Annotated in this window: 27 protein-coding genes and 1 tRNA gene; 10 read left to right on the plus strand and 18 right to left on the minus strand. The window is 62.3% G+C overall.

Annotated elements, in window-relative coordinates:
* Positions 1 to 146 precede the first annotated feature (146 nt).
* Positions 147 to 422 (plus strand): hypothetical protein, encoded by a 276-nt coding sequence (locus M1D34_RS09480; RefSeq protein WP_498778815.1) that lies wholly within the window; start codon positions 147 to 149, stop codon positions 420 to 422.
* Between the two features lie 450 nt (positions 423 to 872).
* Here the strand turns inward: M1D34_RS09480 and M1D34_RS09485 are convergent.
* Positions 873 to 949: transfer RNA gene (locus M1D34_RS09485), tRNA-Pro, on the minus strand.
* Positions 950 to 1,133: 184 nt separating this feature from the next.
* Here M1D34_RS09485 and M1D34_RS09490 point away from each other — a divergent pair.
* Positions 1,134 to 1,349, plus strand: a complete 216-nt coding sequence (locus tag M1D34_RS09490) for a hypothetical protein (RefSeq protein ID WP_010969117.1) — start codon at positions 1,134 to 1,136, stop codon at positions 1,347 to 1,349.
* 63 nt (positions 1,350 to 1,412) lie between these two features.
* Here the strand turns inward: M1D34_RS09490 and M1D34_RS09495 are convergent, their stop codons facing one another.
* The 6 genes from M1D34_RS09495 to M1D34_RS09520 all read right to left on the minus strand — a co-directional run bounded on the left by M1D34_RS09495 (position 1,413) and on the right by M1D34_RS09520 (position 5,915).
* The gene (locus tag M1D34_RS09495; protein WP_003529274.1) at positions 1,413 to 1,943 is read right to left on the minus strand and encodes a MerR family transcriptional regulator; all 531 of its coding nucleotides are present in this window, start codon (positions 1,941 to 1,943) and stop codon (positions 1,413 to 1,415) included.
* Between the two features lie 142 nt (positions 1,944 to 2,085).
* Positions 2,086 to 2,424, minus strand: a complete 339-nt coding sequence (locus M1D34_RS09500) for an integration host factor subunit alpha (protein ID WP_003529278.1) — start codon at positions 2,422 to 2,424, stop codon at positions 2,086 to 2,088.
* Between the two features lie 93 nt (positions 2,425 to 2,517).
* Positions 2,518 to 3,489: a beta-ketoacyl-ACP synthase III gene (locus M1D34_RS09505; protein ID WP_003529280.1), complete on the minus strand. Its 972-nt coding sequence runs from the start codon at positions 3,487 to 3,489 to the stop codon at positions 2,518 to 2,520.
* Between the two features lie 18 nt (positions 3,490 to 3,507).
* Complete coding sequence (plsX, locus tag M1D34_RS09510) at positions 3,508 to 4,551, minus strand: phosphate acyltransferase PlsX (protein ID WP_003529283.1); 1,044 nt, start codon at positions 4,549 to 4,551, stop codon at positions 3,508 to 3,510.
* Between the two features lie 193 nt (positions 4,552 to 4,744).
* On the minus strand, positions 4,745 to 5,296 hold the full coding sequence (locus M1D34_RS09515; protein WP_003529291.1) for a YceD family protein: 552 nt from the start codon (positions 5,294 to 5,296) through the stop codon (positions 4,745 to 4,747).
* Between the two features lie 82 nt (positions 5,297 to 5,378).
* Entirely contained in the window at positions 5,379 to 5,915 is a 537-nt protein-coding gene (locus tag M1D34_RS09520) for a ubiquinol-cytochrome C chaperone family protein (protein WP_498778821.1), read from the minus strand.
* A gap of 137 nt (positions 5,916 to 6,052) precedes the next feature.
* On the opposite strand from M1D34_RS09520, the gene M1D34_RS09525 reads away from it, so the two are divergent.
* Positions 6,053 to 6,559, plus strand: a complete 507-nt coding sequence (locus tag M1D34_RS09525; RefSeq protein ID WP_003529293.1) for an outer membrane protein assembly factor BamE — start codon at positions 6,053 to 6,055, stop codon at positions 6,557 to 6,559.
* A gap of 72 nt (positions 6,560 to 6,631) precedes the next feature.
* Here M1D34_RS09525 and M1D34_RS09530 read toward each other — a convergent pair whose 3' ends face one another.
* From M1D34_RS09530 to ribH, 4 genes are all read right to left on the minus strand, one after another.
* Entirely contained in the window at positions 6,632 to 8,767 is a 2,136-nt protein-coding gene (locus tag M1D34_RS09530) for a sodium-translocating pyrophosphatase (RefSeq protein ID WP_010969115.1), read from the minus strand.
* A 200-nt stretch (positions 8,768 to 8,967) separates the two neighbouring features.
* Positions 8,968 to 10,194, minus strand: a complete 1,227-nt coding sequence (locus M1D34_RS09535) for an MFS transporter (protein ID WP_498778823.1) — start codon at positions 10,192 to 10,194, stop codon at positions 8,968 to 8,970.
* 6 nt (positions 10,195 to 10,200) lie between these two features.
* Positions 10,201 to 10,683: a transcription antitermination factor NusB gene (gene nusB / locus M1D34_RS09540; RefSeq protein WP_003529296.1), complete on the minus strand. Its 483-nt coding sequence runs from the start codon at positions 10,681 to 10,683 to the stop codon at positions 10,201 to 10,203.
* Positions 10,680 to 11,141, minus strand: coding sequence for a 6,7-dimethyl-8-ribityllumazine synthase (gene ribH / locus M1D34_RS09545; protein ID WP_003529297.1), 462 nt, complete (start codon positions 11,139 to 11,141; stop codon positions 10,680 to 10,682). The genes nusB and ribH overlap by 4 nt, the downstream gene beginning before the upstream one ends.
* 250 nt (positions 11,142 to 11,391) lie before the next feature.
* Between ribH and M1D34_RS09550 the strand changes: the two genes are divergently transcribed.
* The 3 genes from M1D34_RS09550 to M1D34_RS09560 all read left to right on the plus strand — a co-directional run bounded on the left by M1D34_RS09550 (position 11,392) and on the right by M1D34_RS09560 (position 13,235).
* On the plus strand, positions 11,392 to 11,895 hold the full coding sequence (locus M1D34_RS09550) for a cupin domain-containing protein (RefSeq protein WP_003529298.1): 504 nt from the start codon (positions 11,392 to 11,394) through the stop codon (positions 11,893 to 11,895).
* 36 nt (positions 11,896 to 11,931) lie between these two features.
* On the plus strand, positions 11,932 to 12,471 hold the full coding sequence (locus M1D34_RS09555; protein ID WP_003529300.1) for a GNAT family N-acetyltransferase: 540 nt from the start codon (positions 11,932 to 11,934) through the stop codon (positions 12,469 to 12,471).
* A 413-nt stretch (positions 12,472 to 12,884) separates the two neighbouring features.
* The gene (locus M1D34_RS09560) at positions 12,885 to 13,235 is read left to right on the plus strand and encodes a hypothetical protein (RefSeq protein ID WP_003529302.1); all 351 of its coding nucleotides are present in this window, start codon (positions 12,885 to 12,887) and stop codon (positions 13,233 to 13,235) included.
* A gap of 86 nt (positions 13,236 to 13,321) precedes the next feature.
* Here the strand turns inward: M1D34_RS09560 and M1D34_RS09565 are convergent, their stop codons facing one another.
* From M1D34_RS09565 to M1D34_RS09595, 7 genes are all read right to left on the minus strand, one after another.
* Positions 13,322 to 13,942: a riboflavin synthase gene (locus M1D34_RS09565; protein ID WP_003529304.1), complete on the minus strand. Its 621-nt coding sequence runs from the start codon at positions 13,940 to 13,942 to the stop codon at positions 13,322 to 13,324.
* Complete coding sequence (ribD, locus tag M1D34_RS09570) at positions 13,943 to 15,148, minus strand: bifunctional diaminohydroxyphosphoribosylaminopyrimidine deaminase/5-amino-6-(5-phosphoribosylamino)uracil reductase RibD (RefSeq protein WP_003529307.1); 1,206 nt, start codon at positions 15,146 to 15,148, stop codon at positions 13,943 to 13,945.
* 17 nt (positions 15,149 to 15,165) lie between these two features.
* Positions 15,166 to 15,639, minus strand: coding sequence for a transcriptional regulator NrdR (gene nrdR / locus M1D34_RS09575; protein ID WP_003529310.1), 474 nt, complete (start codon positions 15,637 to 15,639; stop codon positions 15,166 to 15,168).
* A 12-nt stretch (positions 15,640 to 15,651) separates the two neighbouring features.
* The gene (glyA, locus tag M1D34_RS09580) at positions 15,652 to 16,947 is read right to left on the minus strand and encodes a serine hydroxymethyltransferase (protein ID WP_498778827.1); all 1,296 of its coding nucleotides are present in this window, start codon (positions 16,945 to 16,947) and stop codon (positions 15,652 to 15,654) included.
* Positions 16,948 to 17,131: 184 nt separating this feature from the next.
* Positions 17,132 to 18,463 (minus strand): L,D-transpeptidase family protein, encoded by a 1,332-nt coding sequence (locus tag M1D34_RS09585; RefSeq protein WP_003529314.1) that lies wholly within the window; start codon positions 18,461 to 18,463, stop codon positions 17,132 to 17,134.
* 422 nt (positions 18,464 to 18,885) lie between these two features.
* Positions 18,886 to 19,398, minus strand: a complete 513-nt coding sequence (gene ldtR, locus M1D34_RS09590) for a transcriptional regulator LdtR (RefSeq protein WP_003529316.1) — start codon at positions 19,396 to 19,398, stop codon at positions 18,886 to 18,888.
* A 130-nt stretch (positions 19,399 to 19,528) separates the two neighbouring features.
* Positions 19,529 to 19,966: a DUF6163 family protein gene (locus M1D34_RS09595; RefSeq protein WP_010969110.1), complete on the minus strand. Its 438-nt coding sequence runs from the start codon at positions 19,964 to 19,966 to the stop codon at positions 19,529 to 19,531.
* 180 nt (positions 19,967 to 20,146) lie between these two features.
* Here M1D34_RS09595 and hemB point away from each other — a divergent pair, with 180 nt between their 5' ends.
* The 4 genes from hemB (at position 20,147) to M1D34_RS09615 (ending at position 23,491) form a co-directional block, all read left to right on the plus strand.
* Positions 20,147 to 21,160, plus strand: a complete 1,014-nt coding sequence (hemB, locus tag M1D34_RS09600) for a porphobilinogen synthase (RefSeq protein WP_027989577.1) — start codon at positions 20,147 to 20,149, stop codon at positions 21,158 to 21,160.
* An 82-nt stretch (positions 21,161 to 21,242) separates the two neighbouring features.
* Positions 21,243 to 21,707 carry an RDD family protein gene (locus tag M1D34_RS09605; protein WP_003529322.1) on the plus strand — a complete coding sequence of 155 codons (465 nt, stop codon included), beginning with the start codon at positions 21,243 to 21,245 and terminating at the stop codon, positions 21,705 to 21,707.
* Positions 21,708 to 21,802: 95 nt separating this feature from the next.
* Positions 21,803 to 22,582, plus strand: a complete 780-nt coding sequence (locus M1D34_RS09610) for an arginyltransferase (protein WP_003529324.1) — start codon at positions 21,803 to 21,805, stop codon at positions 22,580 to 22,582.
* A gap of 3 nt (positions 22,583 to 22,585) precedes the next feature.
* Entirely contained in the window at positions 22,586 to 23,491 is a 906-nt protein-coding gene (locus M1D34_RS09615) for a DMT family transporter (protein WP_498778829.1), read from the plus strand.
* Positions 23,492 to 23,585 lie beyond the last annotated feature (94 nt).

Raw genomic sequence — 23,585 nt, forward strand, 5'->3', positions numbered from 1 at the left:
ACCGCGAGCAGCACGCGCCTGTCGGTCGAAGATGCCGTCGGCGAGACAAGCGACAGAGCCAGACGCAGGATCTCGTATAAAGAAAGCTATATCTCATCACATTAGCAATCGCTGTATTATACAACTGGCCAAGGGAGGAAGCGCAGATGGACAAACCTCGGGACGAACTGTCTCTCAGCGAAGGAGACAGACGCGAGTTTCTAAAGACTTGCGGCCGCTTCGCTGCCGTCACACCGCCTGCCGTGACAATGTTGCTTTCAACGAGCCTCACCTCCGACGCCATCGCAGCCTCGGGCAGCGGCTCGAGCGGCGGCAAGGGCGGTAGGGGCGGGAATAGCACAAAGGGCGGCAAAGGCGGAAATAGTACCAAGGGCGGAAAGGGCGGAAACAGCTTAAAAGGGAAAGCCAAACCGGGTAAGTGAAATGCGCGCGCCGTGGCACACGAGCCTCTCTTCCTCGGCTCGTCTGTCATCGTATGCACAGTGTGCCAGCAATCAAGTGCTCCCTCGAGGAGGATCGGACTCCTAGCGCAGGATACTGGGTCCAGAAAGGGAGGATGGAACGCAGTCGGCTCGAAGTGAGGCACCCCTCGATCCGACAGACGTCGATTTGCTCCAGCGCGTCTTCGATATTGCTCGCGAGCGCCTCGATTAAAACGACGATGCGCTATGCTCACGTCCTCGACGAGGAGGTGGAGGAAACCCTCGAATCGCTCTTCAACTCGAAACGTGCACAAAGGAAGAACAAATGACGTGGAACGTTTTTCGGGACTATTCGCTTCCGAACAGTGAATCTGAGCGCGTTTCGTTCCCATATTTCCGGTAGGGCTACCGAAAGCGCCAATCGTATCGCGTTGAAACCAAAGCGGAAAATGGTCGGAGCGGCGGGATTCGAACCCACGACCCCTTGACCCCCAGTCAAGTGCGCTACCGGGCTGCGCTACGCTCCGACCCGCTTGGTTACAAGCCCGCTCTCATTAGTCGGAACACACGCCCGGCGCAAGGGGGAAAATGGAGCTCGCCCTTCACTGGAGACCGCCGGCTGTAGCGGAAGCGGCGAAACAACAGTTTTGTGATTTGGATCGATGCCCTGCGCTGGATAAACTGCGCCCTGCAAACCACAGGAGAAGCCCGATGAAGAGCATCCTCGTACTTGCAGCCGCCTTCGCCTTATCGGCGACGGCAGCGTCAGCCGATTGCCTGGGCCATTCCAACACCACGGCATCGATTGACAAAGTGGACAAGGAGATCACGACGGCGAGCGTGGCAAAGGCCGAGCAGTCGACCGCTGACGATCTCCTCCTGAAACAGAAGAAAGAACAGCAGTCGACGGAAGAAGCGGCCGAATAAGTTGGTCACAACCGAGTTGGGCCTCGGCAGCGCTTTCGAGGCCCCCTTCCCGTGCCTTCCCTGCTACCGAACCTGGTCGAGAAGACGCTTGCATTCGAGGAGGTCGTAGAGCGCTTCCTGCAGCAGCGCCCTGTCTTCCTTGCCGACCGATGTCTTGCCGATGGTAATCTCGGTATCGTCGCCTCCGTTGCCGAAAGAGAAGAAGCGCCGGCTCGCCGGCGCCTTCGGGCGGCCGACGATCTGGTCCTCCTCCGCGACGCCCGCCTTGGGCGGCGCCGGCTCTTCGTTGCTGGAAGCGGCAAGCGCCTCGACGGTCGCAAGGTCACCGCTCGCGATGGCGGCGACGAACTTGTTGCCGTTGGCTTTCAAGAGCTTCTGCACACCCTTGATCGTATAGCCGTGATCGTAGAGGAGGTGGCGGATGCCCTTGAGCAGGTCGACATCCTCGGGGCGATAGTAGCGGCGCCCGCCGCCGCGCTTCATCGGCTTGATCTGCTGGAACCGGGTCTCCCAGAAACGAAGCACGTGCTGGGGGAGATCGAGTTCGTCCGCAACCTCGCTGATGGTGCGGAAAGCATCCGGGCTTTTTTCCATGTGGTCCCATCTCCATAAGGCGCTCGCCGGTCAAGATCGGCGGCGCGACGCACGGATCGTCGTGCGATGATTACACGAATCACGCCTACTTCAATGGCTTATGGATGGGTTTTCAACCACATTTGTGGTCGCCGACGGCAGTTCAGCCAGCCGGGTTGGACGGCTTCAGTTTGGACTTGCGGCTCAGATGCGCCTTCAGGACCCGCTGCTTCAGGACATTCGAAGCCTTGAAGGTCATCACCCGGCGCGGAGAAATCGGCACTTCCTCGCCGGTTTTCGGGTTCCGGCCGATGCGCTCGTTCTTGTCGCGCACCTGGAACGTTGCGAAAGAAGACAGCTTCACGCTCTCGCCACGCACGATTGCGTTGCAGATCTCGTCGATGACGGTCTCTACGAGTTCGGCGGACTCCGTGCGAGACAGACCCACCTTGCGAAAAACCGATTCAGCCAAGTCTGCCCGCGTTACTGTTTTTCCGCTCATCTTCCCCCACCGATGTCTGGCATGCCGATCAGCGATTGAAGACTATTGCCCTTGTCTTTTCCGGTCAAGCGCCTGCCGTAATTCATTATTTTCTTACCAGCGAAGAAGAACGGAGCCCCAGGTGAAGCCCCCGCCCATCGCTTCGAGCATTACGAGATCACCCTTCTTGATGCGGCCGTCAGAGGCGGCGGCATCGAGGGCAAGCGGAATCGATGCCGCGGAGGTGTTGCCATGCAGGTCGACGGTAACCACAACCTTTTCGAGAGGGATGCCCAGCTTCTTGGCCGAGCCGTCAATAATGCGGCGATTGGCCTGGTGCGGAACCAGCCAATCGATGTCGTCCGCGGTCGTTCCGGTTGCCTCGAAAGCCGCCTCGATCACGTCGGTGATCATGCCGACCGCGTGCTTGAAGACTTCGCGCCCTTCCATCCGGAGATGGCCGACGGTGCCGGTCGTCGACGGCCCGCCGTCTACATAGAGCTTGTCGCGGTGGGCGCCGTCGGAGCGCAATTGCGCCGTCAGAACGCCCCGATCAGCTTTGGTCCCGGCCGCCTCCTGCGCCTCCAGAACGATTGCGCCGGCGCCGTCGCCGAACAGCACACACGTCGTCCGGTCGGTCCAGTCGAGAAGCCGCGAGAAGGTCTCTGCGCCGATGACAAGAGCGCGTTTGGAGAGGCCGCCGCGAATATAGGCGTCGGCCGTCGCCACCGCGTAGACGAAGCCGGAACAGACCGCCTGCATGTCGAATGCCGCACCGTGCCGCATGCCGAGGCGGTTCTGGATGTTGACTGCGGTTGCAGGGAAGGTGTTGTCCGGAGTGGAGGTCGCGACGATGATCAGGTCGACGTCGTCCGGCGTCAGCCCGGCTCTCTCGAGCGCCGCCCGCGCCGCCGCCTCGCCGAGAGAGGCGCTCGTCTCGCCCTCGCCTGCGATATAGCGCTGGCGGATGCCGGTCCGCTGCACGATCCATTCGTCGGACGTGTCGACCCTGGATTCGATTTCCTTATTGGTCATCACTCGCTTCGGCAGTGCTGCCCCGAAGCCGCGCACGACAGAACGGATCATCTACTCAAACCTCATCATTCATGCCCGCGGAACGGCTTCGGACGGCTGGGCGCCATGATACCGTGCCAGGTCGGCCTCGATCTTCGCCTTGAGGCCGTTCTTCACCATATCGTATCCGACGTCGATGGCCGCGGCGAAGCCCTCGGCGTCCGCGCCGCCATGGCTCTTGATAACGATGCCGTTGAGGCCGAGGAACACCCCGCCATTGACCTTTCGCGGATCCATCTTCTCGCGGAGCCGGTCGAAGGCTCCCTTGGCGAAGACGTAGCCGACCCTTGCAAGAAGCGTGCGCGACATCGCGGCGCGCAGATATTCGGCGATCTGACGCGCCGTTCCCTCTGCTGCCTTCAGCGCGATATTGCCGGAAAAGCCCTCGGTGACGACGACATCGACGGTGCCGCGGCCGATATCATCGCCTTCGACGAAGCCGTAATATTCGATTCCCTCGACGTCGGCCTCACGGATGAGGCGCCCGGCCTCCTTAACCTCTTCCTGACCCTTGATCTCCTCCACGCCGACGTTCAGAAGGCCGACGGAAGGACGCTCGACCTCGAAGAGTGCCCGGGCCATTGCGCCGCCCATCAGGGCGAAATCCATGAGTTGCTGCGCGTCCGCGCCGATCGTCGCGCCGACGTCGAGGACGATGCTTTCGCCCTTCAGCGTCGGCCAGATGGCGGCGATCGCCGGCCGCTGAATGCCCTGCATCGTCCTCAGACAGAACACCGACATCGCCATCAGCGCGCCGGTGTTCCCCGCCGAGACGACCACATCCGCTTCGTCGGCGTTGATCGCGTCGATCGCCTTCCACATGCTCGATTTGCCGCGTCCGCGCCGAAGCGCCTGGCTCGGCTTTTCGTCCATGCCGACGGCGATCTCGCAATCATGGAACGTGCTGCTCGCCTTGAGCTTCGGGTGCTTGGCGAGCAGTTCTATGCATCGCGCTTCCTGGCCAAAAAGAACGAACTTTATGTCCGGGTGACGTTCGAGCGCTCTCGCTGCGCCCGGGATGACGACTTCAGGACCATAGTCGCCTCCCATCACGTCAAGTGAAATTCTGACCACGCGTGTCTTATCCTTTTTTCCCGCCACGCAACATATTTCGCCCCTCAAGCATCAAGCGGCGGCGATCCATGTTCCTTCTGATAGTGGGGCCGGCATGCAATGTCTCGGCGCAACGGCCCCTTGGCTGGAGTCGGGCCAAAATACTGCTTTTCGTCGGCGTGACAACCGAATTGTAAGCCGGGGCCTAGCCGTTTCAATCCTTTTTCCAGTCCTTCAGCACCGCGAACGGGTTCGGTCGTTCGTCGTCCGCTGCGGAGCTTTCGATGCGCTCGCCGAAAGCGGCGCCCGGCTTGCGCGGATAGGGATCGATGGCGAGCGCGACGTGCTCGCTGACGACCACGCCGGCATCGATCGTATCGCCTGTGAAGGTATCGGGCAGGTCGGGCCCGTCCGGATCGACGATCATCTCGCCGCCGTCGGTGTCGGCCTGCCGCGCGAGACGTGATCCCTCCGGCACGAGGATCGCCTCCACCGGCTCCCGGATATCCGACTCGACCGGCTCGAGCGTCACCACGCAGGTCTGCACGATGTGCGCACGAACCTCGCCCTTGATCTTCACACCGTCCTTTTTCCAGCGCGCAATCTGCAGGTCGGCGGCAAGGGAAGAGACGCCGTCCACGCGCCAAAGTTTGGCAAGAGCCCGCAGTTCTGCATCGTTCGCCGACACATGCACGGTGACAGGATTTGCCGAAATATGCCCGACCTTCACCGGATAGGAGAATGCCGATTTGCTCTCTTGCTTCATGTTCAGGTCCTTCCTCGCGCCGGCGCCGCGGCAGGGCGCGGTCGGCACGCTGCCATTCGATCGACGAACGATCGCGGCGCTTTTACGTTCCGTCCTGGGGGATGCGCAACTGACCCGTCTCGACGGCCTCTTCGGCAGTATCCGAGAGCACGGACTCGACCGCAAGGAGGTAGGAGGCGAGGCCCCGCATGGACGGCGCGTCCTCCACGTCGGCGTGAAAATTGCGCCTCAATGCGGCCGCCAATGCGCCGGCATCCCGTCCTTCGAGGGCCGCCGCGTACGATTCGAGGCGGCCATAGAACATGCCGGCAAGTTTCTTCATCTTCTTCGGCACGCTCGCATCGCCCACGCCGAGCTCGCGGATGGAATGATCCACATCCTCGAAGAAGGCGTCGACAATCTCCTGCGCGATTTCCTGGCCGGCTCGCGCCGAGCTGCGCGTGCGGCGGAAATAAAGGATCAGAATCGCCGACAACATCTCGAAGCGCCCCATGACGGTGTCGGGCACATCGAGGTCGGTATAGAGAAACGGCTGGCGCGCCGCCGCGGTCAGTGCCGCATATTGGCGCTTCACAATCGCAATATTGCCGCTTTTTTTCTTGAACAGTCCAAAAATCATCACAGAGGCCGGCTGGCTTTCTCGAAATCAGGGGCAAGCGCCCATGATCATGTTGCATGATAGCCGAAGCTGGTTTACCGAAGCGGGCACGAATTGCAATGGCCGATCTGCCAATCGTTACTCCAGGGGAGCAGTCCTTGACGAAGCGGTATTTGACGACAAACCTCAAAGTCCTGGGCCGTGCCGTGCTCGTGGCTTCCCTTTGCACTACCGCCCTTTCCGCCTGCATGTCCGCAAATGTGGGTGAAGTCCTGCATCAGGGCTATGTCGTCGACCAGGAAACGCTGGCACTCGTGCCGGTCGGCTCGAGCCGCGAGCAGGTACTGCTCTCGCTCGGCACGCCTTCCACGACCGCGACATTCGACAATGAGGTGTTCTACTACATCTCCCAGACCCGCAAGCGGCCGGTCGCCTTCATGAAGCCGAAGATCATCGATCAGTCCATCCTCGCCGTCTATTTCGACAAGGAAGGCACCGTCAGCCAGCTCGCGCACTACACGATGAAGGACGGGAAGGTATTCGACATGCTGACGCGCACGACGCCGACCGGCGGCAAGGAATCGAGCTTCCTCGGCCAGCTCCTGTCCGGCCCCGGTGCCGGACAGGCCGCCGCGCGCAACCTATTCAAGGACTTCGGCAAGTAACCGAGCCGCAACGGCGCGAAAAAGGCCCGCGAGACCAGGTCCCGCGGGCCTTCTGCTTTCAAGACGCCTGCGTCAGGCCAGAACGGCGAGCAGGAGAAGGGCCACGATGTTGGTGATCTTGATCGCGGGGTTAACCGCCGGACCGGCCGTATCCTTGTAGGGATCGCCGACGGTGTCACCCGTCACCGAGGCCTTGTGCGCTTCGGATCCCTTCATGTGGCGCGTGCCGTTGCGGTCGACGAAGCCGTCCTCGAAGCTCTTCTTCGCATTGTCCCAGGCACCGCCGCCGGACGTCATCGAGATGGCCACGAAAAGGCCGTTGACGATCACGCCGAGGAGCGAGGCACCGAGCGCCGCGAAGGCGGACGCCTTCGAGCCGGAGATCAGCAGGACGCCGAAATAGACGACGATCGGCGCCAGCACCGGGAGCAGCGACGGGATGATCATTTCGCGGATCGCCGCCTTCGTCAGCATGTCGACGGCCCGGCCATAGTCCGGCCGATCCTTGCCTTCCATGATGCCCGGCTTTTCCTTGAACTGGCGACGAACCTCCTCCACGACGGCGCTCCCGGCACGGCCGACGGCGGTCATCGCGATGCCGCCGAAGAGATAGGGGATGAGACCGCCGAAGATCAGCCCGGCGACGACGTATGGATTGGACAGGTCGAAGGAGATCGTCCCGACGTCGGCGAAATAGGGATGCTTGTCGCCATTGGCGGCGAAATAGGCGAGGTCGTTGGAATAGGCGGCGAAGAGCACCAGGGCACCAAGCCCCGCTGAACCGATCGCGTAACCCTTCGTCACGGCCTTGGTGGTGTTGCCGACGGCGTCCAATGCATCGGTCGACTTGCGCACCTCGGGCGGCAGATGCGACATCTCCGCGATGCCGCCGGCATTGTCGGTCACGGGACCGAAGGCGTCGAGCGCTACGATCATGCCGGCAAGACCGAGCATGGCGGTCACGGCGATGGCCGTCCCGAAGAGGCCGGCGAACTGATAGGTCGCGATGATGCCGCCGACGATGACGATGGCCGGCAAGGCGGTCGATTCGAGGGACACGGCGAGGCCCTGGATCACGTTGGTGCCGTGGCCGGTAACCGATGCCTGCGCGATCGAGTTCACCGGCCGCTTGTTCGTCCCCGTATAATATTCGGTGATCACGACGATCAGCGCGGTGACGATAAGGCCGATAATACCGCAGAGAAACAGGTTCCAGCCGGTGATGTCCATGCCCGCGACGGTTCCGATCGAACCCCATCCGATCGTCAGCGATGTCGCAGCGCCAAGGCCGAGGATCGAAAGAGCGCCCGTAACGATCAGCCCGCGATAGAGCGCGCCCATGATCGAGGCGTTGGCGCCGAGCTTGACGAAGAAAGTGCCGATGATCGAGGTGATGATGCAGGCCGCGCAGATCGCCAGCGGATAGGTCATGACGGTTGCGAGCACCGGGGCTCCGGCGAAGAAGATCGATGCAAGCACCATCGTCGCCACGACGGAGACCGCATAGGTCTCGAAGAGGTCGGCGGCCATGCCGGCGCAGTCGCCGACATTGTCGCCGACGTTGTCGGCGATTGTCGCCGGGTTGCGCGGGTCGTCCTCGGGGATGCCTGCTTCGACCTTGCCGACGAGGTCGCCGCCGACATCGGCGCCTTTCGTGAAGATGCCGCCGCCGAGACGGGCGAAGATCGAAATCAGCGACGCCCCGAAGCCGAGCGCGACAAGCGCATCGATGACCTCGCGCGCGGCAGGCTCATGCCCGAGGCCTGCGGTGAGTATGAGGTAGTAGACCGAGACGCCCAGGAGGGCGAGGCCGGCCACCAGCATGCCGGTGATTGCACCGGATTTGAATGCGATGTCGAGACCGGAGGCGAGACTGACCGAGGCGGCCTGGGCCGTACGGACGTTGGCCCTGACCGAAACATGCATGCCGATGAAGCCCGCGGCACCTGAGAGCACCGCACCGATAAGGAAGCCGATGGCAGCTGCACCCGACAACAGGAGCCATGCGGCGATGAAGACGACGACACCGACGATGGCAATGGTTGTGTACTGACGCGTGAGGTAGGCCTGCGCCCCCTCTCTGATAAAACCTGCGATTTCTTGCATGCGGGCATTCCCCTGGTCGGCGGCAAGCACCGACTTTGTCGCCCAGATGGCATAGACCACCGAAAGCAACCCGCATGCGATAACGCCCAACAATATGGTCATTTCGCACTTTCCTCCGTTACAACCTGCGGTCTCATCCCTGCCGCAGGCCCCTCTCTCCGCGAATCACGCGCCGCCTCCTCAAGCGACGCGTTTTCGCGGCGCGGCCAGAGTGCTGTTGCCGATGTGGATCGTCAAGCCCCTGAAATTGCCCGCGTGCCGGCCTTTTCAGGGTCCGGGAAGCGTTCGGGTAAAACAGGTTTTCAGGCGGTGGCCTGCTTGCCTGCGCGCATGAGCGGGAGAAGGAGAAGAAGGCAAAAACCGGCCACCGGCCAGACAGCCGCGCTCAGCATGTCCCAACCATAGGCGGAAAGCACCTTGCCGGACGCGAAGGAAGAACAAGCGACGGCTGAGAAGAGAACGATATCGTGAAAGCCCTGGACCTTGTCTGCCTCATGCGGCCGGTAACTCTGCGCGACGATCGCCGTGGAGCCGATGAAACCGAAATTCCAGCCGAGGCCGAGCAGTGACAGCGCGCCCCAGAAATTCCAGAGTGCGACACCGAGGTGAGCCACGGCAGCGCAGGCCATCAGCAGGAGGAGACCACAGGCGACGATGCGTTCGGCGCCGAAGCGGCTGATCAGCCAACCCGTGACGAAACTCGGAGCGAACATCGCAAGCACATGCCATTGGATTCCGAGCGTCGCGAGATCGCTCGAAAAACCGCAGCCGACAACCATGGCGACGGGCGCGCCCGTCATCATGAAGGTCATCAGGACATAGCTGGAAATCCCGCAGATCATTCCCGTCATGAAACGCTGGCTGCCCGCAATCTCGCGCAGCGGGCGCGCGGGTGGCTGCTCGTGATGGGCCGATGCCGTTGTGTGGTCGGGCAGCCGCAGCGGCACGAAGAAGAAGAGCGCGCCGATGCAGACCGGTACGAGAGCGACGAAAGCACCCGCAAACCACACGGGCGCGAAGTAATCGCCCGCGAAAATGACGATCTGCGGTCCGAGGATCGCCGAGACGATGCCGCCTCCCAGAATCCAGGAAATCGCCTTGGCCTTGTAGAAGGACGGCGAAGCGTCGGCTGCGGCAAAGCGGAGCTTCTGCGTAAAGCCGTTGGAAGCGCCGAGAACTGCGAGGCCGCAGGCGAAGAACCAGAAACTCTCCCGGAAAAGTGCAGCCGTGGCGAGCACACCGCCGAGCGCAGCGATCGACGCACCGGCGATGAAGGCGAAGCGTCGGCCAACGAGTCGCGACAACACCGCAACGAGCACGACGCCGAGCGCCATGCCGAGATTGTAGGCGGTGAGCGGCGCCGTCGCGAGCGACTTGTCTTCGCCGAGCAACTGGTGGCCGGCAACGCCGCCGACTGCAAAACTGATCGGTCCGACAACGCCGAGCAGTGCCTGGGCGACGGTAAGCAACTGCACGTTTCGGCGTGCCTCGCGGAGGACCGTTCCCATTTCTGCCGGCTCGGCGGCCATCCGCGCTTACTTTCTCTGGTCGCCGCGAACCTGTTTGGCGATCCGGTCGAGGACGGCGTTGACGAGCTTCGGCTCTTCGTCCTGGAAGAAGGCCTTGGCGATCTCGACATATTCGGTCACGATCACCGGAACCGGCACATCCTTTCGCTCAAGGATCTCGAAGGTGCCGGCGCGCAGGATTGCGCGGACGGTGGAATCGAGCCGGGAAAGCGCCCAATCGTCCTGAAGCGCCGAGCCGATCAACGGATCGAGCTTGCGCTGGTCGCGCACGACGCCCGCAACGATCGAGCGGAACCAGGACGCGTCTGCCCGGAGATAGGTGTCACCGTCCAGTTCCTTGCCGAGGCGATGTTCCTCGTATTCGGCGACAATCTCCAGGACGCCGGTCCCGCCGACATCCATCTGATAAAGCGCCTGAACGGCTGCAAGGCGCGCGGCGCCACGCTGGTTGACCTGTTTCAGCGGCTGATCCGAAGGGGTGTTCGTCACTTCTCTGCGCCCAATCTTTGCTTCAGTTCGATCATGGTCAGGGCGGCGCGCGCGGCGAATCCGCCCTTGTCGCCTTCCGTACGGCGGGCCCGTGCCCAGGCCTGCTCGTCGTTCTCGACCGTCAGAATGCCGTTGCCGAGCGCCAGGCTCTCGCTGACGGCGAGATCCATCAGCGCGCGCGCGGACTCGTTGGCGACGATGTCGAAATGGTAGGTCTCGCCGCGGATCACCATGCCGAGCGCAACGAAGCCGTCATATTCCGCCCCGCCTTCGTCGGCACCATCGAGCGCCATGGCGATCGCCGCGGGAATTTCCAGTGCCCCCGGGACCGTCACAATATCATAAGTGGCGCCGGCCGCATCCAGCGCATGTTTCGCTCCATCGAGCATCGCGTCGGCCATATCGTCATAGAAACGCGCTTCCACAATCAGGATGTGGACGGGCTTGATCTTCGCCATGGATCACCTGTCTTGAAAAATTCGGACCGGACTTGGCCGGTGCAGGCGGCGGTCAAACCATGCCCGGCACGGAATGGCAAGTAAATTCCGTTAACCGAAGGGCATTTGCCGTACCGCAATCTTCGATATTGGTGGAGCCGAACAGCAAACCCGCTTGTAACGGCGTCAACTGTCTCTAATCCTTAAGCGCGCCCAGGCCGATTCCGCGAGGTCGAGCCGGGCATGAGACGCGACCAGGAGGACGACTGCGATGACGGACGCGCAAAGGCCCATCGTCAATCCGAAGAACCTGAAGCTCGACCACTGGCGCCGTGGTTCGTTCTTCGAATCCAGCGACGTCTCTTTCGGGGCGCTTCTCGGTCTCAAGGATATCGGCATCGGCTACGGCGAGGTTCCGCCCGGCAAATCCGGGTGTCCGTTCCATAACCACCATGTCGAAGAAGAGCTGTTCATCATCCTCGAGGGGGAAGGAACGTACCGTTTCGGCAGCGAACGCCATGCGGTCGGACCAGGCGACATACTCGGAGCGCCCGCTGGCGGCCAGGAGACCGCGCATCACCTCATCAATACCGGCACGCTGCCGCTCAAATACCTGTCCATTTCCACCATCGCGGCCACCGAAATCTGCGAATATCCGGACTCCGGCAAGTTCCTGGCAAGGACCCGGCGTCCGGGCGAAGGCCAGGCGTCGTTCGACTTCATCGGCCGCGCGCCCTCGGCGGCCGACTATTGGGACGGTGAACCGGGCTTCTGAACTCTACTCTTCCCTGTCAGAATAAGCGGAGCGACAATGCACAGCGTCCCCACGATCGAAACCGAGCGGCTATTCCTGCGCCCCTACCGGCGCGACGACTTTTCTTCCTATTGCGCACTCTTCGGCGACGAGGAAGTGACCCGCTATACCGGCGGCGTGCCTTACACACGCGAACAATCCTGGACGCGATTCCTGCGCCAGGTCGGCATGTGGCACTACTTCGGCTTCGGCTTTTTCGCGATCCAGGACAAGCAAACCGGCGCCTTTATCGGAGAGGCCGGCTTCCACGAAGCGCATCGCCAGATCACGCCCTCGCTGGAGGGAACGATGGAGACAGGCTGGGCGATTTCTCCAAAAAACCACGGCCGCGGCCTGGCGACGGAAGCCGTGACCGCCGCCCTCGCCTGGGCCGACCGTCAGTTTCCCGCGCTGAGAAAGACCTGCATCATCGAACCGGGCAACCAGGCTTCGATCAATGTCGCCCTCAAACACGGTTTCAAGGAATTCTGGCGCACAACCTATAACGGCCGGCCGATGGTCATGTTCGAAAGGCGGTCGAGGGCATCCGAGGCTTAGAGCTGTATGAGGAAAAGTGTGTGCGGTTTTCCGCTCGCATCCCGCGTCTGAACTTCCTGGAACCGATCACCTTCATGTCTTAAGTCGATCCGACCCAAAACATGGTGATCCAGGCGCCGCGCGGAAAAGCGGAAAGATGAACAATTCTTAATTATTTTCAGCCTTTTACGCCACCGAAACGGCCACATTCCGGTCCACTTTCGTGACCGTTGGCACGGCGCGAGATCCTGGTCGGACACAACAAGGCGCAGTACCAACCAGTCGAAACGGTCCAGCTTTCTTCGCTGCGGGCGACATCACCCGTAAACGACCCGTGCTGGCCTGCAGGCTGCGCCTCAGAGAAGCAAACGGCCGTGGCAGGTCACGTGACCGATCGTCGCTGGGGCAGCCGCAAAACCAAAAGGAGCATGACAATGAACAGCATTGCGAAAATCTCCGTCATCGCCACCCTCTCCGCCCTTACCTTCGCCGGAATCTCCCAAGCGGCGAGCGTCGAAATGAACTGGCCGGACCGGATCGACCAGACCGTGCGCACCTTCAAGGGCGACAATTTCCGCGTTGTCGATGTCGATACGTTGAGCCGCCAGAACCAGACCCGTATGCGGGTAGACAAGGCAACACCGGGGCAGCGTGCCGCATTGCAAGCCGCTGTCGAAGCCAACAGACCGCTGCTCGCTTCGCTTAGGGCACGCAATGTCGAACTGGACAACGTCGCCGCGGCGAAGCAGGCGGCCGATGGCGGACTGACGATCTACCTCCGCTGACCTTTCGGCCGGCTACCCGACAATCTCGTCCGCCCCCACTTTCGGGGGCGGACTTGTTTTGACGGGCGATTTCTTTCAGCCAGACGTTATTCCTGCTTGGGAGCCGGGAATTCCGCCAACCGCGCGGCGTAGCGCGCCATCGTGTCCACCTCGAAATTGACGAGATCGCCGGACTTGCGTTCGCCCCAGGTCGTCACTTCGAGCGAATGTCGGATCAGCAATACGTCGAATTCGACGCCATCCACCTTGTTCACGGTGAGCGACGTCCCGTCGAGCGCCACCGAGCCCTTGGGCGCGACGAATTTCGCGAGATGTTCGGGTGCCCTGAGGCGGAAGCGCACGGCTTCCCCCTCCGCTTCGACGGCAAGGATCTCCGCTTTGCCGTCGACATGGCCGGAGACGATGTGACCGCCCAGTTCGTCGCCGATCTTCAGCGAGCGCTCAAGATTGATGCGCGTGCCCTCACGCCAGTCGGCGATCGTCGTCAGCCTCAGCGCTTCCTCCCATGCCTCGACCTCGAACCAGCGTTCGTTGCTGCCGGCTTCCGGAAGTGACGTGACGGTCAGGCAGATGCCGGCATGCGCGACCGAGGCACCCAGATCGATCGTCTGCGGGTCGTAATTCGTGGCGACGCGAAGCTTGATGCCTTCCTCGAGAGGTGTGACCTTCTCGACCGTACCGATGTCGGTGATGATGCCTGTAAACATTCAGCTATCTCTCTCGTAATCCTCGAAAATATCGTCGCCATAGCGCGCCGTGCGGCGAAGCGTGAAGCCCTCCGGCACCGACGTCCTTTGAAATGGGGATGAAATACCACCTTCGCCAATGGCTGCCGGACCGGTGAAAAGCAGGATTCGATCCACCAGATCCGCATCGAGAAAGGAACGCGCCGCTCTGGCCCCACCCTCCACGAGCAGGGAGGAGATGCCCCGGGATGCAAGTGCGGCCAGGAGGTCTGGGATGGTATCGGCGCTCAGCAGCTCGGCCCCCGCAGCTTCGAGGGCTCCTCGACGGGCGTCGTAATCGGTCCCTGCCTCCGCGAGCGGAGAGAGGACTGGTTCTCGGGTCGAACCCGAGGAGAGGGGCAAACTGCTCTGCCCCTCATCCGCCCTTCGGGCACCTGCTCCCTGCTCGTGGGAAGAAGGATAGCCCGCGTCTCCCGTTACGACGATCAGCGGAACGTCGCGCGCAGTGCGGACCAATTTCGACTCGAGCGGCAGATCGAGGCGGCGGTCGAGCACGATCCGGACCGGAGAGCGCTCCTCCAGCCCTGGCATCCGCACCGTAAGTTCCGGATCGTCGGCAATGGCCGTACCGATACCGACGAGGATCGCGTCCGTCTCGGCACGCAACACCTGCACCTGGGCGCGAGAGACGGCACCGGAAATCCTCACCTGCCCCTCGCCTCTCCGTCCGATCATGCCGTCCGCGGAAACCGCAAGTTTCAGAGTCACATGCGGGCGTTTCTTGCGCTGACGCATGAGGTAGGCCTCGAGCACACGCCCGCCCTCTTCATGGAGCGTGCCTATGTCGACGTCAATGCCGGCGCCGCGAAGCATCACCACGCCGCGGCCGGCAACGCGTTCATCGGGATCGAGGATGGAAACGACGACACGGCCGACCCCCGAGGCGATCAGCGCATCCGCGCAGGGCGGGGTCTTGCCATGATGCGAGCAGGGTTCGAGGGCGACATAGGCGGTCGCTCCCCTCGCCTTTTCGCCCGCCTCCGCAAGCGCCTGCGTTTCCGCGTGCGGTCGCCCGCCCGGAGCGGTCACGGCTCGGCCGACGATCGTGCCCTTGTTGACGATGATGCAGCCGACCGAGGGATTGGTGGAAGTCAGGCCGAGATTGCGCCTTGCAAGCCGCAGCGCCGCCGCCATGAAACGTTCGTCTTCACGTGCCGGCTCGCCCATACCGCTTGTTCTCCGGGTTATTCGCCCGGATCGCGGGCAATCTTGGCGCTTATCTCGGCGATCACCTTTTCGAAATCCTCCGCATGGGAGAAATCGCGATAGACCGACGCGTAGCGCACGAAGGCAACGTCGTCGAGGCTCTTCAACGCCTCGAGCACCTGAAGGCCGATTTCCTCCGAGGGAATTTCGGTTTCGCCCGAGCTTTCGAGCCGGCGGACGATGCCCGACACCGCCCGTTCGATCCGGTCGCGATCCACCGGGCGCTTGCGAAGCGCGATCTCGAAGGAGCGCAGCAGCTTATCCCGGTCGAAAGGAACCTTCCGACCGGTCTTCTTGATGATCATCAGCTCACGCAGCTGCACCCGCTCGAAGGTCGTGAAGCGGCCGCCGCAATCCGGGCAGATGCGGCGGCGGCGAATGGCGTTCCCGTCCTCCGCCGGACGGGAATCCTTCACCTGACTGTCTTCGGAACCGCAATAGGGGCAGCGCATGCAGCCGTCCGATCACATATAGCCGTACATCGGGAAGCGGTCGGTGAGCTTGATCACCTTCTCGCGCACGCCAGCCTCGACTGCGGCATTGCCCTCGTCGGAATTGGCGGCCTTGAGACCGTCGAGCACCTCGACGATCAGATCGCCGATCTCCTTGAACTCCGCCTCCTTGAAGCCGCGCGTCGTACCGGCCGGTGCACCGAGGCGCACGCCGGAGGTGACGAAGGGCTTTTCGGGGTCGAAGGGAATGCCGTTCTTGTTGCAGGTGACGTAGGCACGGCCGAGAGCAGCTTCGGCACGCTTGCCGGTCGCATTCTTCTTGCGTAGGTCGACCAGCATCAGGTGGTTGTCGGTGCCGCCCGAGACGATGTCCAGGCCGTTGGCCTTCAAGGTTTCGGCAAGGGTGCGGGCGTTCTTGACGACCTGGGCAGCATAATCCTTGAAGGAGGGCTGCAGCGCCTCGCCAAGCGCGACGGCCTTGGCGGCAATCACGTGCATCAGCGGCCCACCCTGGAGACCGGGGAATACGGCGGAGTTGATCTTCTTGGCGATTTCCTCGTCATTGGTGAGGATCATGCCGCCGCGGGGCCCGCGCAGGGACTTGTGCGTGGTCGTCGTCGCGACGTGGCAGTGCGGGAACGGCGACGGATGCTGGCCACCGGCCACGAGACCGGCGATGTGCGCCATGTCGACCATCAGCCACGCGCCCACCTCGTCGGCGATCTCGCGGAAGCGCTTCCAGTCCCAGATGCGGGAATAGGCCGTTCCGCCGGCGATGATCAGTTTCGGCTTCTGCTCGCGCGCCTTCCTGGCGACTTCGTCCATGTCGAGAAGGTGATCGTCTTCGCGCACGCCGTAGGAAACGACGTTGAACCATTTGCCCGACATGTTCACCGGGGACCCATGGGTCAGGTGGCCGCCGGAATTGAGGTCGAGGCCCATGAAGGTGTCGCCCGGCTGCAGCAGCGCCAGGAAGACCGCCTGGTTCATCTGGGAGCCCGAATTCGGTTGCACGTTCGCGAAGTTGACGCCGAAGAGCTTCTTGGCGCGCTCGATCGCGAGTTCCTCGGCGATATCGACATATTGGCAGCCGCCGTAATAGCGCTTGCCCGGGTAACCCTCGGCGTATTTGTTGGTCATGATCGAGCCCTGCGCCTCGAGCACGGCCCGTGAAACGATGTTCTCGGAGGCGATCAGCTCGATCTCATGGCGCTGGCGACCCAGCTCCTTCTCGATCGCACCGAAGATTTCCGGATCGCTGTCGGCGAGAGAGCGGGTGAAGAAAGCGTCGTTGGTCTGTGAAAGCATCGGCTCGAGGCTCCTCTGAAGGGTGGCTGTTCTTTAGCTTCCTCGCACGCGGAGAGCAATATCCGCTATGCGGATTGCGTCATTTCCGCCATCCGCCGCGCCGGGTTCGCAGAGCCGCCTCCAATTGAAAAAGCCGCGCGTTCGATGAACGCGCGGCCTCTGATGAGGAATGCGGCACTTTTGCCTATTGCGGCAGGGCGTCTGCGTCGATGGGACCGGCTGACTGCTCGATCCCCGTCGTCGTTTGCAGCGCGAGTTCGGCCGCACCGTCGCGCTGGTAGATGTCGTCGCGGAACTGGACGACCCGGTCTTTTGCCGACCAGGCGGTGATATAGGTGAAGTAGACCGGGACCTCTTCGGCAAGCTTGATCGGCGTGTTGACGCCGGACTTGATCGTCGCCTCGATCTGCTGACGCGCCCAGCCTGGCGTTTCCTTGAGCAGCCAGGTGGAGAGGTCGCGCACGTTCTGAACGCGCACGCAGCCGGACGATTCGAAGCGCATCAGCTTGTTGAACAGGCCCTGCTGCGGTGTGTCGTGCATGTAGACGGCATGCTCGTTGTGGAAGTTGATCTTCGTCGAGGACATCGCGTTGATCTTGCCGGGATCCTGGCGGAACATCAGATTTGGCGCCTTCTCGGCCTGCCAGTCGATCGTTTCCGGCGACACTTCGTTGCCGTTGCCGTCGAGAAGGCGGATCGCGTTGCGCGCGAGATAGGTCGGATCCTTGCGCATCAGCGGCATGATGTCCTTCTGGATGATCGAGCGCGGCGCCGTCCAGTAGGGGTTGAGGATGACCTCGTAAATCTTTGAATTGAGGATCGGCGACTGGCGGTCGATCTTGCCGACGATGGCCGTATGGCGCAGCGCGACGCGGCCGTTCTCCACTGCTTCGATATAGGCCGCAGGAATGTTGACCATGACGTAGCGCCGGCCGAGGTCGCCCGACATCGACTGAAGCCGCACCAGGTTTGTTTCGAGCTGGGCGAGCCGGGTCGAGGCGTCGACGTTCATGGCCTTCAGGGAATACTCGCCGATCACGCCGTCCGCCGGAAGGCCATGGCGCGCCTGGAAGCGCTTGACGGCGCCGTCGACATAGGAGTCGAAGGAAGAGGAAATGCCAGCGGACTGCGGCAGATCGCCGGAGATCATCAGCCGCTGACGCAACTGCTGGACGGAAGGATCGGTAACGCCGATTTCGAGCCTTTGGGTGCTCGCAGGCGTGACCATCGGCCAGCCTCCGGCGGATGCGATCTGCTGATAATCGAAGATCGCCTGCTGCAAATGTGCGATCGTTTCAGGGCCGAAAACCGGCGTGTTGGAGAGAACCGCCGTAGCCGTACGCGAAGCCTTTGCGTCGAACTGGTCGTCCCAGGAGCCGCGACGCGGCGAATTGATGATTTCGTTCAGCGCATCCTGAGCGCCGGCAGCACCCGCCCATGCGGCGGCACCGAAGGTTGCGGCCGAGCGCAGAAATGCGCGGCGCGAGAAAGCATCAATTCCGTTCTTTTTCGACATAGTCCCACCGTCTCAATGCGCCAGAAGCGCGCTGCCCGAGCCCTAAAGCGCATAACGCGATGCGCTTTACGTCTTTGCATTCATGCAAGTCGCGTCCCAAAACCGATGTGCGCTTTTGGGCGACATGCATTAGCACGGCCATGGTTAACAAAGGTAAACCCCCGTGCCACCCGGCCCTCAAATCGCTTCACGTTCCCGCGAACAAGAGCCGCCCCGGCAGGCGAGCCGCGCAACCGACCTCCGCCACATGGACGTAATCGCGCACCTACCGCACCCAAGCGTCGCTGTCACAGCAATATGGCCAATTCGTGTCTCCGCGCCGCCGGCGGGGCGCAGCGCTGCAACTACATGGCGCGAAAAGCAGCAAAGGTCGGACACGCAGGGATTGCGCCCGACCCTTGAGACTGAAGGTAAGCGCCCGATTAGAGGCGATAGAGGATTTGATCGTTCCAGAAGCGGTCGAGACGCTGCAGGAGCTTGTTCATCTGGGTGAACTCGTCGCTGCCGATCCCGCCGACCTTCTGGATCGAACCGATGTGGCGCTCATAGAGCTTGGCGACGGTTTCGGCGATCTCCTGCCCCTCTTCCGTAAGGCTGATGCGGACCGAACGGCGGTCGACACGGGAGCGCTGGTGGTTGATCAGGCCGAGATCGACGAGTTTCTTGACGTTGTAGGAAACGTTCGAGCCCAGATAGTAACCGCGGGAGCGAAGTTCGCCGGCAGTCAGTTCGGAGTTTCCGATATTGAAGAGCAGGAGCGCCTGGACGGCATTGACGTCGCTGCGGCCCTGACGATCGAACTCGTCCTTGATGACGTCGAGCAGGCGGCGATGCAGGCGCTCGACGAGGTGGAGGGATTCCATGTAGAGACCACGGATGGTTTCTTCCTGCGGGTCTCTGGGCGCAACAACCTGCGGCTTCATCTTGGTGTTCATTTTCGTGCCTCACTGTTTCGTTTGGCGGTGTCTCTTTGTCTTCCCGCCTTGAGTGAGACCCTATCGAATACGTATAAAATTCTACTTAAACCGCAGCCTTAACATGAACTTACCGCGGACCGAGCCTGTCTCAGGGTGAATCAACCCTTACCTTCCGCACCTGGCGCAGTCGCTGATAGAGCAGCGCGGCCCGGAAGAGCACGAAGGTGACGGCGACGGATCCGTGGAGCACGATCAGCAACGGACGGTGGCCGAGGATGCCGGGATAGAACTTGTCCATCGCGATCTCCGTCGCGGCGGCAACCACCCAGACGACCGGCCCCCAGGAGACCAGAAGCCAGAGCCCGATGGCAGCGACCGGATAGACGACTGCCAGGGCCGTGGCGGCCGCGCGCCACTCCGGCGACAGAAGATCGAAACGGCCGGCGCCGTTATGGGAAAAGCCGATCAGCATGGCCCAATAGCTCAATGCGAACCAGAAGCAGGACGCGCCGACCAGGCGCAGGAACCAGGCGAAGAGCACCTCGGTCAGCGACGGTTTCGGCACATGAACAGAATCATGAAGCATGACCGGCAAGATAGGCCGAGCGCCGGCGAACCACCAGCGCGAAGGACGGGAATGCGCCGCGATGCACTCGACGGGCGGAAGAAATGCCGCAGGCGGGCGGCGGGCAATGCGGGTTTTCAACCCCTGAAGGCGCATGATAAACCGCCTTCACGCACGATCAGGAAAGAGGGACGCGGCGCGATGAACGACAGGACAAATCTTGTGGACAGGATCACCGGACACCGCCGCATGCGCCGCAATCGCAAGGCGGATTGGACGCGCCGGCTGGTCCGGGAGAACCGCCTGACGGTGGACGACCTGATCTGGCCGATCTTCGTCGTGCCCGGCAGCGGCATCGTCGAGCCGATCGCTGCGATGCCCGGCGTCAACCGCATGAGCGTCGACAAGGCGGTCGAGGCCGCGAAGGAGGCGGCCGGCCTCGGCATCCCGGCCATCGCCACCTTCCCCAATATCGACATGGCGCTTCGCGACGAGACCGGATCCGACAGCCTCAACGCCGACAATCTGATCAATCAGGCGACGCGGGCGATCAAGAAGGCCGTACCCGACATCGGGATCATCACCGATGTCGCGCTCGACCCGTTCACCAGCCACGGGCACGACGGCATCCTGCGGGGCGGCGAGATCGTCAACGACGAGACGGTGGAGGCGATCGCCAGGGCGGCGGTCATTCAGGCCGACGCCGGCTCCGACATCATCGCGCCCTCCGACATGATGGACGGGCGGATCGGCGCGATCCGCGAGGCGCTCGACGCGGCCGGCCACCAGAATGTCGGCATCATGTCCTATGCGACGAAATTCGCCTCCGCCTTCTATGGCCCTTATCGAGAGGCGATCGGCACCGGCGGCCTGCTCAAGGGCGACAAGAAGACCTATTACATCGATCCGTCGAACGGTACGGAGGCGATCCGCGATGCGGCACTCGATGTGGAGGAAGGCGCGGACATGCTGATGGTGAAGCCCGGCCTGCCCTATCTCGATATCTGTTGGCGGATGAAGGAAGCCTTCGGCCTGCCGGTCTTCGCGTATCAGGTTTCCGGCGAATACGCGCAGATCAAGGCAGCCGCCGCCAATGGCTGGATCGATGGCGAGCGGGTGATGCTGGAGACGCTGCTCGCCTTCAAGCGGGCGGGTTGCGACGGGATCCTCAGCTACTTCGCCGTCGACGTGGCTCGAATTCTCGCGAAACGCTGACGCCGGCGGCAGAACGGCCAGTGCATTGTTTTACCGCATTCGCTCCCCATATCTTGGGTGGATAGCAATTTGAGGCACGCGCATGAGCATGCATAATGAAGAACTGAGGCTTCCGAGCGAGGACTGGCGCGCCTATCAGGGCGTACTGTCACGCAGGATATTCGCCTTCATCATCGATTACCTGATCGTCGCGCTGCTGTGGATACCGGCGGCCGTCGTGGTCTTCTTCCTCGGCATCCTGACGCTCGGCCTCGGCTTTCTCCTCTACCCGGTCCTCTTCGCTTTGGTGGCGATGCTCTATTTCGGACTGACGGTCGGCGGCCGCGAGCAGGCGTCACCCGGCATGAGGATCATGGGCGTGGCGATCGCCCGGACGGATGGTCGGCCAATGGATTTCCTGACGGCAATCGTCCATCTGGCGATATTCTGGATCGCCAATGCGCTGTTGACGCCGCTCATCCTGCTGATCGGCCTCTTCACCGACCGCGGCCGTCTGCTGCACGACCTGCTGATCGGCACCGTGGCCGTTCGGCGCGACATGTACTGACGGGACCGTTACGCCGAACGAGTGTGTTGACGTTTTCCATTCTTCGGCCATGCTATTACGATGAGCAACCGCACGAAGAGTGATCCCCCCGCTCGATGAACACGCAGACCGCACCGTCTCCTCAGTTCTACCTGACCGCACCGGCAGCCTGTCCCTATCTGCCGAACCAGATGGAACGGAAGGTATTCACCCATATGGTGGGAGAGCGGGCGCCGGAGCTTAACGACCTGCTGACGCAGGGCGGCTTCCGCCGCTCGCAGAACATCGCCTACCGCCCCGCCTGCGAGACCTGCCGGGCTTGCATTTCCGTGCGCATACTCACCAACGAATTCGCACCCACGCGATCCATGCGCCGCGTGCTTGCGGCCAATGGCGACATCGTCTCCGCGGAATATCCGGCCGAGCCATCGAGCGAGCAGTACAATCTCTTCCGGCGCTATCTCGACTGTCGCCATCAGAAAGGCGGCATGTCCGATATGTCGGTGCTCGACTATGCGATGATGGTCGAGGATACCCATGTGCACACGAAGATCATCGAGTACCGGTTGCGGGTAGAAGGCGACGGCATCAACGACAAGGCGCGAGGCCCCCTGATCGCCACGGCCCTGACGGACCGGATGAGCGACGGCCTCTCCATGGTCTATTCCTTCTTTGATCCGGCTCTCTCCGAGCGATCCCTCGGCACCTACATGATTCTGGATCATATCCGCCGGGCGAAGGAACGCGGTCTGCCGCATGTCTATCTCGGCTATTGGGTCAAGGGATCGCGCAAAATGGGGTATAAGACAAAGTTTTTGCCGCAAGAGCACCTTATGGCCCGCGGCTGGGAGCGCTATTCTGGCGAGCACGATTCCACCAAACCCGCCACGGATTGAAAATTGACCCCATCCACTGACGCCGCCCGGCACCGGCGCGGCCTTGCCATCACCGGCCTCGGCGGCCTTGCGCTCTCCTTCGACATTCCGCTGATCCGGTCGGCAGATGGCGAGGTCTGGTCGATCCTTGCCGTGCGCAGCCTCTCGACCTTCCTTGCCGCACTCGCCACATGGGCGGTGATCAACCGCCTGCTCGGCCGCCGCGTCGCCCTGATCCCGGGAAGGGCCGGCCTGATCGCCGGGATCTTTTACGGCATCAACTCCTTCACTTTCCTGCTCGCCGTCTTCAATACGTCGACCGCGAACGTGGTCTTCATCCTGGCGTTCACTTCGATGTTCGCAGCGATCCTCTCCTGGATATTCCTTGGGGAGCGCCCCTCCAACGCCACCTTCCTGACGATGGCGGTCATGCTCGTCGGCGTCGGTGTGATCGTCAGCGACGGGCTCGAAAGCGGGCATGTCTTCGGCGACGCGATGGCGGCATCCTCGGCCTTCCTGCTCGCAAGCGCGATCACGATCAGCCGCGCCAGCGGCCGCGACATGTCGCTCGTGCCGCTGACGACGGCGATTTTCCCGGCGATCGCCGCCTTCATGCTTTTGCCGTCCGGCGGCCTCACGATCGCCGAACCCGCCTACATCCTCTTCAACGGACTGGTGATGATCCCGCTTGCCTTCTTCTGTCTGGCGACGGGGCCGCGCTACCTTTCCGCTCCGGAAGTCGGCATGTTCTACCTGCTGGAGACCATTCTGGCGCCGATCTGGGTATGGATCGTCTTTGCCGAAACGCCGACGAGCCGAACGCTCCTCGGCGGCACGATCCTCATTCTCGCTTTGCTCGGCCATTCGTTTTGGCAGATGCGGGTGAAGGCGGCGCGGGCGCGCATCGCCTGCGTGGAAGTTGCGGGATAAGAGTGCCCCTCATCCGCCTGCCGGCACCTTCTCCCCGCAAGCGGGGAGAAGGGACAAGCGGCACTCTCGAACACTTGTTTCACCGGTGAAGGGA

Source organism: Ensifer sp. D2-11, from assembly GCF_054161295.1.